This is a genomic window from Gallaecimonas xiamenensis 3-C-1, from assembly GCF_000299915.1.
GTDB classification, from domain to species: Bacteria; Pseudomonadota; Gammaproteobacteria; order Enterobacterales; family Gallaecimonadaceae; genus Gallaecimonas; species Gallaecimonas xiamenensis.
This window is the reverse complement of sequence record NZ_AMRI01000006.1, coordinates 136,818-150,300: the sequence shown is the minus strand read 5'-3', so window position 1 is coordinate 150,300 and position 13,483 is coordinate 136,818. Positions and strand designations below refer to the sequence as shown.

Here is a 13,483-nt window from a genome sequence, read left to right as displayed (position 1 = left end):
CGCTTGATCCTTCTGACACATAAGGCGCGGCATGCTGCACGAGTTGGCCCTGGGAGGGCTCCTTTTCAGTCCACTGGTGGTCTTTGCCCTGCTGGCCCTGCTGATGGCCCTGGCAACCCGGTTGCTGCTGCATAAACTGGCTCTGGGCAAGTGGATCTGGAAGGATGCCTGGTTCGATGTGTCACTCTTTGTCTGTTACTTGGCCTTGGCCGTTTATCTGTTGGGGGACTAGGTCTTAGCTATGGTTCAGTTGCTTCGCGTTGCCGTAACCCTGTTGCTGATGGTGGCTGCCGTTTTTGCCGGCCGCTGGGTCTGGGACCACTACCTCTACTCCCCTTGGACCCGTGACGGCCGAGTCAGGGCCGAAGTGGTGACCATAGCCCCGGACGTGGGGGGCTGGGTGACCGAGCTCAAGGTGCACGACAACCAGGAAGTGAAGAAGGGCGACCTCATCTTCACCATAGACAGCACCCGCTACCAGGCCGATATCGCCGAAGCCGAGGCCCAGGTCGAACACCAACGCTATGCCTGGGAGCTGGCCAAACACCAGTACGAAAGGCGCCGCCAGTTGGTCAACAAGTCCGCCATCAGTGACGAAGACCTGGAGACCTACCGCATCAATACCGAGCTGGCCCTGGCCAGCTTCCGCCTGGCCGAGTCCCAAGTGGAAACCGCCCGCATCAACCTGGCTCGCACCCAGGTCAAGGCACCGGAAGACGGTACCCTGATCAACCTGGGCCTGCGCCAGGGCAACTATGTCAACAAAGGCACTCCGGTGTTGTCCCTGGTGAAAAAGGGCTCTTTCTACGTCACCGGCTACTTCGAGGAAACCAAGCTGCCCATGGTCAAGGTTGGCCAGGGCGCCGAAGTGCGGCTGATGAGTGGCGGCAAACCCCTGACCGGCCGAGTACAAAGCATCGCCAGGGGCATAGCCGATACCAACACCGCCACCAACAGCCAGCTGTTGCCCCAGGTGCAACAGACCTTCAACTGGGTCCGCCTGGCCCAGCGCATTCCGGTGGATATCGCCCTCGACCCCGTGCCACAGGACGTGGTGCTCAGCGCCGGCATGACGGTGTCCATCAAGCTGGCGGCCGACAGCGCCCCCTAACATGCTGCCCCCTGCCCTGGCCCTGTTGCTGGCCCCCGACAAACACACCCTGACCTTCGCGGCCAAGGGTGTGATTGCCATGGCCCTGGCGCTGTTCGTGTCCATGTACATGGACCTGGAACGCCCCTACTGGGCCTTGGTGTCGGCAGTGTTTTTGCAGATGCGGCCGGAAAGCGGCCTGGTTATCGAAAAAGGCCTCTGCCAAATCCTCGGCACCCTGGTGGGCGGCGGCGCCGGCATTGCCATTCTGGCGTACCTGATGCCCTACCCGGCCCTGGCCATAGGCTGCCTGGCCCTGTGGCTAGCCCTCAATTCCGCCGCTTCGGCCATGGTCCATCGCCTTAACTTCATCTACGGCTTTGCCATGGCCGGCATGACCGCCAGCCTGGTGGTGGTGCTGGTGATGAGTGACCCCGCCCATGCCGACAGCCAGGCGGTATTTGAGGTGGCTTCGGCCAGGGTGAGCGAAATCGTGGTAGGCGCCCTTTGCGCCACCCTGGTCAGCCTGCTGCTCTGGCCCATGCGGGTCAGGGGCGTGCTGCGGGACCATGCCCGAAACGTCATCAACCAGACCCTGGCCTACCTGGACCTGGAGCTGGACCCCCAGGGCTCCCACCAGGAGCGCCACCGCCACGCCGACGCCATCCTCGAGTCCCTTATCGCCCTTAACGACGATTCCAGCGCCGTGGTCTACGAAGGGTTGGACGGCGCCGGCAGGGCCCGTGCCGCCAACCTGCTCTGTCACAAGGTGCTGTCCCTGCTGGCGGTGATCCAGATCTTCGGCCGTTTTCGCCGCAACCACAGCGAACTGCTCAACGAGGATCTCCAGGCGCTGCTGGACAAACTGCGCCAGGCCTTCAAAGCCATGGCCGCCAGCCAGTCCTACCCTGATTGCTACAAATTGGCCCAGCAGCTGCGCCGGGAGCTGCTGCACTACCGGGCCGGCCATGAGGCCGGCACCCCCATACAGGCAAGGTTGGTGCAAACCTGCATGGAACTGGTGGGTGATCTGGTGATGGTGCTCAAGGCTTACGACGCCCTGGAGAACAGCGACCAGACCCTGCTCAAGGCTCCCAGCCTTGGCAGCTACCGTGACCCCCTGGTGGGCGCCATAACCGGTTTTCGCACCGCCGTGGTGTTTCTGATCGGCGCCTTCATCTGGATCCATTCCACCTCACCGTCGACGGTGATGCTGATGATATTGCCCCTGACCTTCTCGGTGATGTTCGCCAGGCTGCCGTCCCCCACCTATGTGCTGAGCCGGCTGCTGGTGGGGGTCTTGATCGCCATACCTGTGGCACTGTTCTTCGGCCTGGGGTTGTTGGCCCAAAGCAGCGGCGATTTCGAAATCCTGATACTGGTGCTGGCCGGCCCCTTCTTCATCGGCCTGATGGCCCTGGCCAACCGTGCCACCCTGCCCTACGGCCTGGGGTTCAGCATCCCCTTTACCATCCTTATCCAGCCCGGCAACCAGATGCGCTTCGCCGTGGACAGCACCCTGAGCACCGCCATGGCCATCTTCGTGGGCATCAGTATTCTCTACTGGGTGTTCAAGCTGATCACCGCTCCCGACAGCCTGTTGATGCAAAGGCGGCTGATCCAGGTCACCGGCCGGGACCTGGCCCAGATTGGCGAACATGCAAACGCCGAGCATTGGTTCAACGGCCGAATGGGGGAGCGGCTGATGCGCCTGTCCGGCTATGAGCAGGGCACCAGCAGCGGCAGCCGCCATATGACCGACCTGGGCCTGACCGGCCTCAACCTGGGCCATGTGTCCATTCGCCTGCGCCGCCAGCTTCAGGGCAACAAGGACCCCAGGGTCAAGGCCCTGCTGCGTCGCTGGCAACAAGCCCTGTCCCGTGCCTACCTGCTGGCCGCCAAGGGCCAGCTGGACGGCGACTACCGCCGCCACAGCCACTTTCTGTTGGTGGCTATCCGCAAGAGCGGCCAGAGTGCCCCACAATTAGAGATCATCGAAGGCATGATGGAACGCTTGGCCCTGACCTTCGAACGTACCGCCCACAGCCTGGCCAGCCCGCAACAACCCCAGCCCGCCACCGCCGGCTGAACCTCTTTGCCGCCTGAAGCTTCCCTGAACGGCAAGCCAACGGACTAGGCAAACGAAAAACATCACCAACGAAACTTGCCTGTTACAACTATCCTTTTAGCTACCCCAGAGTGAGCGGGAGTATCCGATGGCCGTCATGGCGCAGACAGGAGCTCTTAGCGAGAGGGAACTCGGCCAGGCACTGGTGCAGGCGGGTCGCCTTAGCGACACCGAGCTGGCCAGGGTCGAACATATGCGGCAAAGCCAGGGCAACACCGAGTCCCTGGCTTCGCTGCTATTGCGCCTGGGCATGGTGGCGGAGCGGGAACTGGCCCAACACCTGGCCGACTGGCTGGGGCTGCCCCTGGTGGAAGCCGAGCAATTCCCCACCGATCCCTTAGACGGCAGCCTCTCGCCCCGCTTTCTCAAGGAAAACCGCCTGCTGCCCCTGGCCGAGGACGAGCACAGTCTCACCGTGGCCATGGCCAACCCCCTGGACCAATTCGCCGTCAACGCCCTGGCCCTGTCCAGCGGCAAGGCGGTAGCACGCCAGGTGGCCCTGGCCTCGGAATTGGACAACGCCATAGAGCGCCTCTACAACCAGGCCCCGCCCCAAGCCGAAGCCGCCGACACCGTCAGCGAAGAGGACGTGGAGCAGCTGCGGGACATGGCCTCGGAAGCGCCGGTGATCCGCCTGGTCAACCTGCTGGTGCAAAAGGCGGTGGAACAGCGCGCCTCCGACATTCATATCGAACCCTTCGACAACCTGCTCAAGGTCCGTTACCGCATCGACGGCGTCTTGCAGGAAACCCAGGCCCCCACCATCAAGATGGCGCCGGCGGTGATCTCCCGCATCAAGATCATGGCCCACCTCAACATCGCCGAACGCCGCCTGCCCCAAGACGGGCGCATCAAGGTCAAGAGCCAGGGCCAGGAGATGGATATCCGCGTCTCCACCGTGCCCACCCTGTATGGCGAAAGCGTGGTACTGCGGCTGTTGAACAAGGAAAACCTGGTACTGGATTTTGCCAACCTGGGATTCAGCACCGCCAACCGCCAGCGCCTGGACAAGGTGCTGGCCCTGCCCAACGGCATGATTATGGTGACCGGGCCAACCGGCTCGGGAAAAAGCACCACCCTCTACACCGCCCTGCAAAAGCTCAACACCGCCGACCGCAAGCTGATCACCGTCGAAGATCCGGTGGAATACCAGCTGCAGGGGGTCAACCAGATCCAGGTCAAACCGGACATCGGCCTGAGCTTTGCCAATGCCCTGCGCGCCATAGTGCGCCAAGACCCGGACGTGATCATGGTGGGGGAAATGCGCGACCTGGAAACGGCACGGATCTGCGTGCAGTCGGCCCTGACCGGCCACCTAGTGCTGTCCACCCTCCACACCAACGACGCCGTCAGTTCGGTCACCCGCCTGCTGGAAATGGGTGTGGAAGACTACCTGCTCACCTCCACCCTGGTGGCGGTGATCGGTCAGCGCCTGGTGCGCCAGCTCTGTACCCGTTGCCGCGAAGCCTTCGACCCCCTGCCGGAAGCCGTCCGGGAAATGGGCCTGGCCAAGCTGGCGGGGGACCAGCCATTACGCCTTTACCGGGCCAGGGGTTGCAGTGCCTGCCAGGGTAGCGGCTACCACGGCCGGGTGGCCATCCAGGAACTGCTGCTGGTGAGCGACGCCATCAAGCGCCTGGTGTTGCGCCATGCCGACAGCAACGAACTGCTGGAGCAAGCCAGGGGCGAAGGCATGCTCACCATGTACGAGGACGGTTGCCTCAAGGCCATGGCGGGCATCACCAACCTGGAGGAGGTCCTGCGGGTAACCCAGGAAAACTGAGATGCCACAGTTTCGCTATAAGGCCGTGACCGACAAAGGCCAGCTGCAACAAGGGCAGCTGGAGGCGGCCAGCCGCGAGCAGGTGGTCAGCCAATTGCAGGCCCTGGGGCTTATTCCCCTGGAAGTGCGCCGCCAGGCCATCTGGGACCTGCAACTGGGCCGCCAGCGCCTGGCCCACCGGCTGGTGCTGCTGTTCACCCAACAGCTGGCCGCCCTGCTGGGGGCCGGCATCACCCTGGACAGGGCCCTGACCATCATGCGCCAGGTGGGCAACGACCAGGCCCTGGCCAGCCTCTTGGCCCAGCTCCAGGACGGCCTGCGGGCCGGTAAGTCCCTGTCGGCGGTACTGGCCGACCAGCAGGGCCGCTTTGACCGCTTCTACCTCAACCTGGTGCAGGCCGCCGAAGCTACCGGCGCCCTGGGCCAGGGCCTGACCGACCTGGCCGCCCACCTGGAGCGGGCCCAGGACCTTCGCGACAAGACCCTGTCCGCCTTTATCTACCCCCTTATCCTGCTGGCGGTATCGGGGCTGTCGCTGCTGATCATCCTCACCTACGTGGTGCCCCAGTTTGAACAGCTCTTTGCCGACATGGGCAAGGCCCTGCCCCTGTCCACCCAGGTGGTGATCGGCCTGGCCGACGCCCTGCGCCACTACGGCATCTGGATGCTGCTGGCCCTGGTATTGGCCATGAGCCTTGGCCAAAAGCTGCTGGCCGACCCTACCCGGCGCCTGGCCTGGGACAAACTGCGGCTCAGGCTGCCGCTGCTGGGCAAGTTGCTGCAAAAGCTGGAGATGGCCCGTTTCAGCCGCAGCCTGGGCACCCTGATGGCCGGGGGCGTGCCCCTGGTCAAGGCCCTGACCATAGCCAGGGAGGTCCTGCAAAACCAACAGATGAGCCAGGCCATAGGGGAAGTGACCCTGGGCATCAAGGAAGGGCGGCGCCTGGCCGAACCCCTGCAGGCCACCGGCCTGTTCCCGGCCCTGGCCCTGCAGATGATCCAGGTGGGGGAAGAGACCGGCCAACTGGACCAGATGCTGCTCAAGGTGGCCTCTGTCTACGACAGGGAAGTGGAAACCAGCCTGCAACGGCTGCTGGCGGTCCTGGAGCCGGCGATGATCGTCGGCCTGGGGCTCTTTATCGCAGCCATCATCATGTCAATCCTGGTGGCCATTTTGAGCATCAACGAACTGCCCCTGTAGGAGGCCCCATGCACCTTCAAGCGCCGCGCTACCGTTACCCGGGTTTTACCCTGCTGGAACTGCTGGTGGTCCTGGTGATCCTGGGCCTGCTGGCCAGCCTGGTCGGCCCCCAGGTGATCAAGCAGCTGTCCAGCTCCAAGACCAAGACCGCCGCCCTGCAAATAGAGGAACTGCGCTCGGCGGTGGAACTGTTCCGCCTGGAAGTGGGGCGCTACCCCACCAACAACGAAGGCCTGGACGCCCTGGTGGCCCGTCCCAGCGGCGTCACCATCTGGAACGGCCCCTACCTCACCAAGAAAGTGGTACGTAAAGATCCCTGGGGCAACGACTATCACTATCGCTTCCCCGGTGAGTACGGCGACTTCGACATCTACTCCCTGGGGTCGGACAACGCCCCCGGCGGCGAAGGGGAGGCCCAGGATGTGGGCAGCTGGCACTGAGCGCGGCTTCACCCTGCTGGAAATGATACTGGTACTGGTGATCGCCACCCTGGTACTGAGCCTGGCCGCGCCGCGCCTGAGCAAGCTGATGCCCGGCATGGCCCTGCGCGCCGACACCCAGAAGGTAGCTGCGCTGCTGCGCAAGATCCGAGCCGACGCCGTGGCCAGCGGCCAGCCCCAGGCCCTGCGCTGGGACCCGCAGTTGCACGCCCTTGTGCCGGACCAGGGCCAGCTCCTGCCCCTGGCGGCCGGGGTGCAATTCCACCCCAGCGGCCCCAAGGGCCCCTGGCGCTTTTATCCCGACGGCAGCAGTAGCGACTTTGCCCTGGAACTGAGTGCGGACGGCAACCAATACCGCATCGACGTGAACTGGCTGACCGGCAAGGTGAGCATCCATGATTAGCCAAAGGGGCTTTTCCCTGCTCGAAGTGCTGGTGGCCTTCGCCATATTGGCCGCTACCCTGGGGGTGCTGATGAGTATCTTCTCCCTCAGTACTCGCAGCTATCAAAGCGCCCACAACCGCCAGCTGGCCCTGACCCTGGCCCAGTCCAAACTGGCGGAGCTGGCCGCCCAGCCCAGGCTGAACCCGGGTTCGGACAGTGGCCGCCTGGAAGGCAGCTTCCGCTGGACCAGCAGGGTCAGGCCCTACACAGTGCCAGAGGCCTTCGGCCCCTTCGAACTCAAGGCCCTGCCCTTCGAGGCCAGGGTCACCGTCAGCTGGGGCGACAAGGACAGCCAGCAGGTCAGCCTCGACACCTTGCTGCTGGGGAGGCCACTGTGAAGCACGGCGGCTTTACCCTGGTGGAACTGCTGATCGCCCTGGTGCTGACCAGCCTGCTGGCGGTGCTGGTGTCCGGCGGCCTGCGCATTGCCACCCAGACCTGGCATAGCCTCTATGGCCGCAGCGACGCCCTGCAAGAAGCCTTGCTGGCCGAACAATTCCTGCGTGAGCTGTTGGCCGGCAGCAACGACATGCGCCTGCGCAGCGACGATAGCCGCACCCTGCAGGTGGTGATGTACGGCGACCAGCAACAGCTGATCTTCCTGGCGCCCCAACCCCGGCAGCTGGGGCCTTTGGGCACCCCTACCTGGTGCCAGCTGGCCCTGTTGGACACCGAAGACGGCCCCGCCCTGACCCTGACCCTGCTGCCCATGGACACCGAAGAAAACCGCATCAGTTGGCCGGACCTGGAAGAAAGGCTGCGCCAGGAAGGGCGGCAACTGGTGCTGACCAGGGCCGTCCAGGGCCTGCAGTTCGATTACTACAGGGTCAGGGACCGCCAGGGGGATTGGCGCCCCCAATGGCAAGGGGAAAACCAGCTGCCCGAGCTTATCCGCATCCAGTTCCAGGTGGCGGAAGAAAACCGCCTGTTCTGGCCGGCCCTCAGCATCCAACCCCAGGGGAAAGCCTATGGCCTTAAAAGTCCCAGCTAAAGGGGTGGCCCTGGTGGCGGTGCTGTGGCTGCTGGCCCTGCTGTCGCTGATGGCGGCCGCCCTCACCACCACCAGCCGCCTGGAGGGGCAATTGACCCTCAACCAGGACCAGACGGTGCGAGGCCAGGCCCTGGCCGAAGGAGCCATTCGCCTGGCCATGGTCAACCTGCTGCAACCGGCCACCCAGCAGCCCTGGCTGGCGGACGGCGGCATCCAGCAGATCAGCCTCAACCAGCAACAGGTGGAGCTGGCCATCAGCGACGAGAGGGGCAAGGTGGATATCAATAATGCCACCCCGGAACTGCTGACCCAGCTGCTGCTGGCCGCCGGCGCCGACGAGCAGGAGGTGCAGCTGGTGGATGTGATCCTCGATTGGCGCGACGGTGACGACCTGGTCAGCCTGCATGGCGCCGAAGATGCCGACTACGCCGCCGCCGGCCTGGATTACGGCGCCAAGGACGCCCCCTTCCAAAGCCTGGACGAACTGGACCTGCTGCTGGGCATGCCTGCGGCCCTGGCCCAGCGCCTGAAGCCGGCCCTGACGGTGATGACCCACGCCAGCACCGTCAACCCTCTCTATGCCCCGCCTCTGGTGCTGCTGGCCCTGGCCGGGGGCGACCAGACCCTGGTGGACAACTATGTCCAGGAAAGGCGGCGCAGCCACCAGCAGCATGTGACGCCGCCGGTCTTTCCCCTGGACTCGCCGTTGCTGGCCAAAGGCAGTAGCACCGGCCTCTACTACAGCATCAGCGCCCAAAGCTGGGTGGATGACCAACGCCCCTACGCCATGACGGTGCTGGTCAAGCGCCAGGGGCGTTTTCCCGACATGCCCTTCGACATCCTTAGCCAGGGGCGCACCCCGCCCTGGCCGGGAGGTGGTTCATGAACAGCGCCGCCAGCGATCTCAAGGCCCGCATAAGACCCTTTTGGCAATGGTGGACCAGCCAGCTGCAAGGACTGCTACCTGCTTCCTGGCGCCAAGCCTCGGGCCGCCACCACAAGCCGTTGATCATCAGCGCCCAGCCCGACGGCCTCCATTGGCTGACCGACAAGGGCGCCACCCCTTTGCTGGCAGACCAGCTCAGCCAGGCCCAGCAACAACAGCTGGCCACCCTGGCCCAAAAAGCCGGCAAGGTACTGTTGCTGCTGCCAAAAGAGCAGGTGCTGGCGAAAGTGGTGCAGCTGCCGGGGGCGGCCCGCAACCGCCTGGAGGAGGTGCTGCGTTTCGAGATGAACCGCTACACCCCCTTCAGCGCCGAGCAGGTGCATTTTGCCTTCAAGGAGCTGGGGTTGGACCGCAGCTCAGACCGTCTCAGCCTGATGCTGATGGTGGTCAGCAAAGACAGCCTGGCCCCGTTGCTGCAACAGCTTGACCTGCTGGGCCTGAAAGTCAGCGCCTTGGGGACCGACGCCCCCGACATGCCCACCATCTCCCTGGCCGGTAAACAAAGCCAGGGGCCGGGGCGCTTTGCCTGGCTGTTGGCCCTGGCCGCCCTGCTGGTCCTGGCCATAGGGCCCCTTGTCTGGCGGGAGAGCCGCATCCAGGAACTGCAAGAGCAGCTGGCCGCCCCCAAGGCCGCCGCCGAGCGGGCCATGGCAGTCAAGGCACAGATCAGCCTGCTGACCGACGGTGCCCAGGCCCTGGTGCAACGTAAACGCCAGCAGGTATCGGCCCTGGATCTGCTCAAGGAGCTGACCCAGCGCATTCCCCAGCACACCTGGATCAGCCGCCTGGAGGTCAAGGACCAGGAGCTGAGGCTACTGGGAGAATCGGCGGACGCCTCCACCCTGGTGGGGCTGATGGAGCAATCGCCGCTGCTGCAGGACGCCCGATTTATATCACCTGTCACCGTCAACCCCCGCAGCCAGCGGGAGCGCTTTGCCCTGACAGCCAAACTGCGGGAGGGCCAGCCATGATGTCCAACCTGCCGCCCCTGGTGCAGCGCCTGCTGGCCCTGCTGCTATTGCTGTTGTTGCTGTGGCTGGGCTACAGCCTGCTACTGGCCCCCTGGCTGGCCCGCTGGCAACAGGACGGTAGCGAGCTTGAAAGGCTGCAAAACCAGATTGAGCACATCAGCCGCCTGGCCGGAGAAGAAGACCAGCTCAAGGCGCAATTGGAAAGCCTGCGTCAGCGCAACCCGGCCGACGGCCTGTTCCTGCCCGAAACCAAGGCGCCACTGGCGGCCGCTCGCCTGCAACGGCTACTCACCAAAGCGGTAGAAGCCGGCAGTGGCCAGTTGGTCAGCACCCAGACCCTGACCACCACCGAACAGGGCGGCCAGCCCAAGGTCACCCTGGCCGTGGTTCTCAAGGGGGAAACCGGCGATCTGGTCGCCCTGTTGCACCAATTGGAGCAAAGCCGGCCCTTGCTGTTCGTCGACAACCTCACCGTCAGCGCCGCCCCGGTACCGATACGCAATGACAACAGGCCCGCCGTGCCGAGCCTGGATATCCGCTTTGAACTCACCGCCTACATGGGCAAGGAGCAGCCATGAGAATCCTCGTCCTGCTGCTGCCCTGCACCCTGGCCCTGGCCGCCGAACCGGCCCAGGACCTGCCGATGGTGCCGCCCCTGGACAGCTACAGCATCATCAACCAGAAGAACCTGTTCTCCCCCGACCGCCAGCCAAGGGGGAGCAACGCCAGCAGTGCCGACGCCCAGGCAATCAAGGGCAAATGGCTACTGTCGGGTGTGGTGATCCGCGACCAGGAACAGCTGGCGCTCTTTACCGAAATAAAGGGGCCGCGTCGGCTGACGCTGGCCAAAGGACAACCGCTGGATGACAACTGGCAACTGATCTCCATCCAACCCCAATCGGTTACCTTGCAAGCCGGGGATGAAAAGGTGGAGCTGGAACTCAAGGCAGCGGAGCGCCCCAAGGCCAGGAACGTCAGACCGCAAGACAACAACCAAAGGGACAACCGCAAGGGTCCCTAGAGAGGCGACGGAGGTCGATATGAACGGCAGCTCGTCAATACGCTTGACCCTGGCCCTGGTGTCGGGTCTGTTTATCCTGTCCTGCGCCTGGGCGCCAGGGGGTGACCACGCCAGGGACAATCCCCTGCGCAACGACAGCCCGGCACCGGTAAAAAAGCGGCCCAGCCTGTATGACCAGGCCAGGACCGGGGACGGTAGCTTCCGCTACTCGGATGCCGATCCCAACCCCCAGGTGGCAACACCGGTCCGCTCCGAGCTGTACCAGGGCTCGGGGCAGTTCGTGAATTTTTCCAACCAGACGGCGGGCCAACCCCCTGCCGAGGGGGATGTCACCCTAAACTTCCAAGGCACCGACATCAGTGAGGTGGTGAAAACGGTGCTGGGGGACATCATGCAGGTCAACTACAGCCTGGACCCGAAAGTCCAAGGGGCGGTCAACCTGCAAACCAGCAAGCCCATCGCCAAGGATGCCCTGCTGCCCACCCTGGAAACCCTGCTCCAGGCCAACGGCGCCGCCTTGGTGGAGAACCAGGGGATCTACAAAGTCGTGCCCTTGGACGGGGCCGGTGGGTCGGTCAGCCCCAGGGCCAAGCTGTCGGCCAACCGGGGTTACCAAATGTTGGTGATGCCCCTGCAGTACATTTCCGCCAAGGAGATGGCCAAGCTGCTGGAGCCCATCAAACCCAAGCAAGGGATTATCCAAGCCGACGAGCACCGCAACCTGCTGACCCTGGCCGGCACCCAGTCGGACCTGGTGAACCTGCGCAACACCATCAAGGTGTTCGACGTAGACCAGATGAAGGGCATGTCGGTGGGGCTGTTCCGGCTCCAGGCGGTGGACCCCAGTACCCTGTCCGCCGAACTGGAATCGGTGTTCGGTGACAAGGCCGAAGGCCCCTTGGCCGGTATGCTGCGCTTTGTGCCCATCGAAAGGCTCAATGCCCTGCTGGTGATCACCCCCCAATCCAAATACCTGCAGGACGCCCGCACCTGGGTGGAAAGGCTCGACAGGGCCGAAAACCCCAAGAGCCCCAGCATGTTTGTTTATTACGTGCAAAACAGCAAAGCCGGGCGCATGGCCGAAATGCTCAACCAACTCTTTGAAGGCCAGCGCAAAAACCGCCAGGACAGGCCACAAAGCACCAGGATCACCCCGGCCGCCAGTGAAGGCGACACCAGCCCCAGCGTTACCACCTCGGTGTCAGGGGGGCTGGACCCGTCCAGCCTGGACGTAGGGGAAGTGAGCATCATCGCCGACGAGGAAAACAACGCCCTGGTGGTGATGGCCACCGCCAGCGACTACGACAAGGTTTACAAGGCCATCAAGCGGCTCGACGTGCTGCCGCTGCAGGTGCTGGTGGAAGCCACCATAGTGGAGGTGACCCTGGAAGACGAACTGCGCTACGGCCTGCAGTGGTTCTTCACCAATAGCATCGGCGGCAAGAGTGGCCGGGGCGTGCTGGGTAGCGGCCTGCCCCTGGTCACCCCAGACGACTTCCTGCCCTCGGCCAGCTTCGAGGTGTTCGACGCCGCCGGTACCCGGGTGCTGCTCAACGCCCTGGCCACCGACTCCAAGGTCAATGTGGTGTCTTCACCCTCTCTGATGGTGCTGGACAACCATACTGCCACCATCAGGGTAGGTGACCAGGTGCCGGTAAGGACCTCCCAGACCACCAACACCTCCTCTGACCTGGGCAATGTCACCAGCACCATCCAGTTCAAAGACACCGGGGTGCTGCTGGAAGTGACCCCCAGGGTCAACTCCGGCGGCATGGTGGTGCTGGATATCCTTCAGGAGGTCAACGACGTGGCCCGCACCACCACCTCGGATATCGACAGCCCCACCATCACCCAAAGGCGCATCGACACGTCGGTGGCGGTACAGAGCGGTGAAACCCTGGTGCTGGGGGGCCTTATCCGCGAGAACAAGTCCAACGACAGCGGCGGTGTGCCTGGGCTGCGCCATATACCGGTACTGGGTTGGCTGTTCGGCTCCAAGGGCACCAGCAACCGCCGCACCGAGCTGGTGGTAATGTTGACTCCCACCGCCGTCGGCAGCCGCGAAGAAGCCCGTGAGGTAACAGAAGAATACCGCAGCAAACTCAAGGGGATGGATTTCTCCAACCTCTAAGCCCCTTCCAAATACTGACAGGGCGCACAGCGCCCTGTTTCTTTTCCGATACAGCCATTCATCAACTAAACCCCAAGCTAAACAAGCAGATACCTATAGAAAGGCTTTTTGTCGTTACAGGCCTGCAACAAAAGCCGGGGTGGTTGCCAGGGGAAATCATCCTTTATCCATTTAATTCAATGGGTTGCCAAAGAGGCACGACTGTTGCCTACAGATAAGCCGCATTTTCCGGGTAACCGGACGGGCTTCGACAGCAAATGCCTGCAGTGTTGTTGAGCGACATCCCTGTCGAACACACACAAACTCCCCCGGATCCCAGGCGGCCAGACCACGGCAA

The 13,483-nt window shown here is 63.7% G+C and carries 14 protein-coding genes; all 14 read left to right on the top strand.

Annotated features, from left to right (window positions below):
• Window positions 1–31: 31 nt before the first annotated feature.
• The 14 genes from B3C1_RS05985 to gspD all read left to right on the top strand — a co-directional run bounded on the left by B3C1_RS05985 (window position 32) and on the right by gspD (window position 13,146).
• On the top strand, window positions 32–232 hold the full coding sequence (locus tag B3C1_RS05985) for a DUF1656 domain-containing protein (protein WP_008483572.1): 201 nt from the start codon (window positions 32–34) through the stop codon (window positions 230–232).
• 9 nt (window positions 233–241) lie between these two features.
• Window positions 242–1,111: an efflux RND transporter periplasmic adaptor subunit gene (locus B3C1_RS05980; protein ID WP_008483571.1), complete on the top strand. Its 870-nt coding sequence runs from the start codon at window positions 242–244 to the stop codon at window positions 1,109–1,111.
• A gap of 1 nt (window position 1,112) precedes the next feature.
• A complete protein-coding gene (locus B3C1_RS05975) occupies window positions 1,113–3,179 on the top strand; it encodes an FUSC family protein (RefSeq protein ID WP_008483570.1) in 2,067 nt (688 codons plus the stop codon).
• A 127-nt stretch (window positions 3,180–3,306) separates the two neighbouring features.
• Window positions 3,307–5,001: a type II secretion system ATPase GspE gene (gspE, locus tag B3C1_RS05970; RefSeq protein WP_008483569.1), complete on the top strand. Its 1,695-nt coding sequence runs from the start codon at window positions 3,307–3,309 to the stop codon at window positions 4,999–5,001.
• A 1-nt stretch (window position 5,002) separates the two neighbouring features.
• Window positions 5,003–6,202: a type II secretion system F family protein gene (locus B3C1_RS05965; RefSeq protein WP_008483568.1), complete on the top strand. Its 1,200-nt coding sequence runs from the start codon at window positions 5,003–5,005 to the stop codon at window positions 6,200–6,202.
• Between the two features lie 8 nt (window positions 6,203–6,210).
• Complete coding sequence (gene gspG, locus B3C1_RS05960) at window positions 6,211–6,642, top strand: type II secretion system major pseudopilin GspG (protein ID WP_008483567.1); 432 nt, start codon at window positions 6,211–6,213, stop codon at window positions 6,640–6,642.
• The gene (locus B3C1_RS05955; protein WP_008483566.1) at window positions 6,623–7,045 is read left to right on the top strand and encodes a GspH/FimT family pseudopilin; all 423 of its coding nucleotides are present in this window, start codon (window positions 6,623–6,625) and stop codon (window positions 7,043–7,045) included. The genes gspG and B3C1_RS05955 overlap by 20 nt, the downstream gene beginning before the upstream one ends.
• The gene (locus tag B3C1_RS20590) at window positions 7,038–7,424 is read left to right on the top strand and encodes a type IV pilus modification PilV family protein (RefSeq protein ID WP_008483564.1); all 387 of its coding nucleotides are present in this window, start codon (window positions 7,038–7,040) and stop codon (window positions 7,422–7,424) included. The genes B3C1_RS05955 and B3C1_RS20590 overlap by 8 nt, the downstream gene beginning before the upstream one ends.
• Window positions 7,421–8,077: a prepilin-type N-terminal cleavage/methylation domain-containing protein gene (locus B3C1_RS05945; protein ID WP_008483563.1), complete on the top strand. Its 657-nt coding sequence runs from the start codon at window positions 7,421–7,423 to the stop codon at window positions 8,075–8,077. Before B3C1_RS20590 ends, B3C1_RS05945 begins: the two co-directional genes overlap by 4 nt.
• Window positions 8,055–8,963: a type II secretion system minor pseudopilin gene (locus tag B3C1_RS05940; protein ID WP_008483562.1), complete on the top strand. Its 909-nt coding sequence runs from the start codon at window positions 8,055–8,057 to the stop codon at window positions 8,961–8,963. The genes B3C1_RS05945 and B3C1_RS05940 overlap by 23 nt, the downstream gene beginning before the upstream one ends.
• Window positions 8,960–9,994, top strand: a complete 1,035-nt coding sequence (locus tag B3C1_RS05935; RefSeq protein ID WP_008483561.1) for a PilN domain-containing protein — start codon at window positions 8,960–8,962, stop codon at window positions 9,992–9,994. Before B3C1_RS05940 ends, B3C1_RS05935 begins: the two co-directional genes overlap by 4 nt.
• Window positions 9,991–10,572, top strand: coding sequence for a type II secretion system protein GspM (gene gspM, locus B3C1_RS19310; protein WP_008483560.1), 582 nt, complete (start codon window positions 9,991–9,993; stop codon window positions 10,570–10,572). The genes B3C1_RS05935 and gspM overlap by 4 nt, the downstream gene beginning before the upstream one ends.
• Window positions 10,569–11,015, top strand: a complete 447-nt coding sequence (locus tag B3C1_RS05925; RefSeq protein ID WP_008483559.1) for a hypothetical protein — start codon at window positions 10,569–10,571, stop codon at window positions 11,013–11,015. The genes gspM and B3C1_RS05925 overlap by 4 nt, the downstream gene beginning before the upstream one ends.
• Window positions 11,016–11,034: 19 nt before the next feature.
• Window positions 11,035–13,146 carry a type II secretion system secretin GspD gene (gene gspD / locus B3C1_RS05920; RefSeq protein ID WP_008483558.1) on the top strand — a complete coding sequence of 704 codons (2,112 nt, stop codon included), beginning with the start codon at window positions 11,035–11,037 and terminating at the stop codon, window positions 13,144–13,146.
• Window positions 13,147–13,483 lie beyond the last annotated feature (337 nt).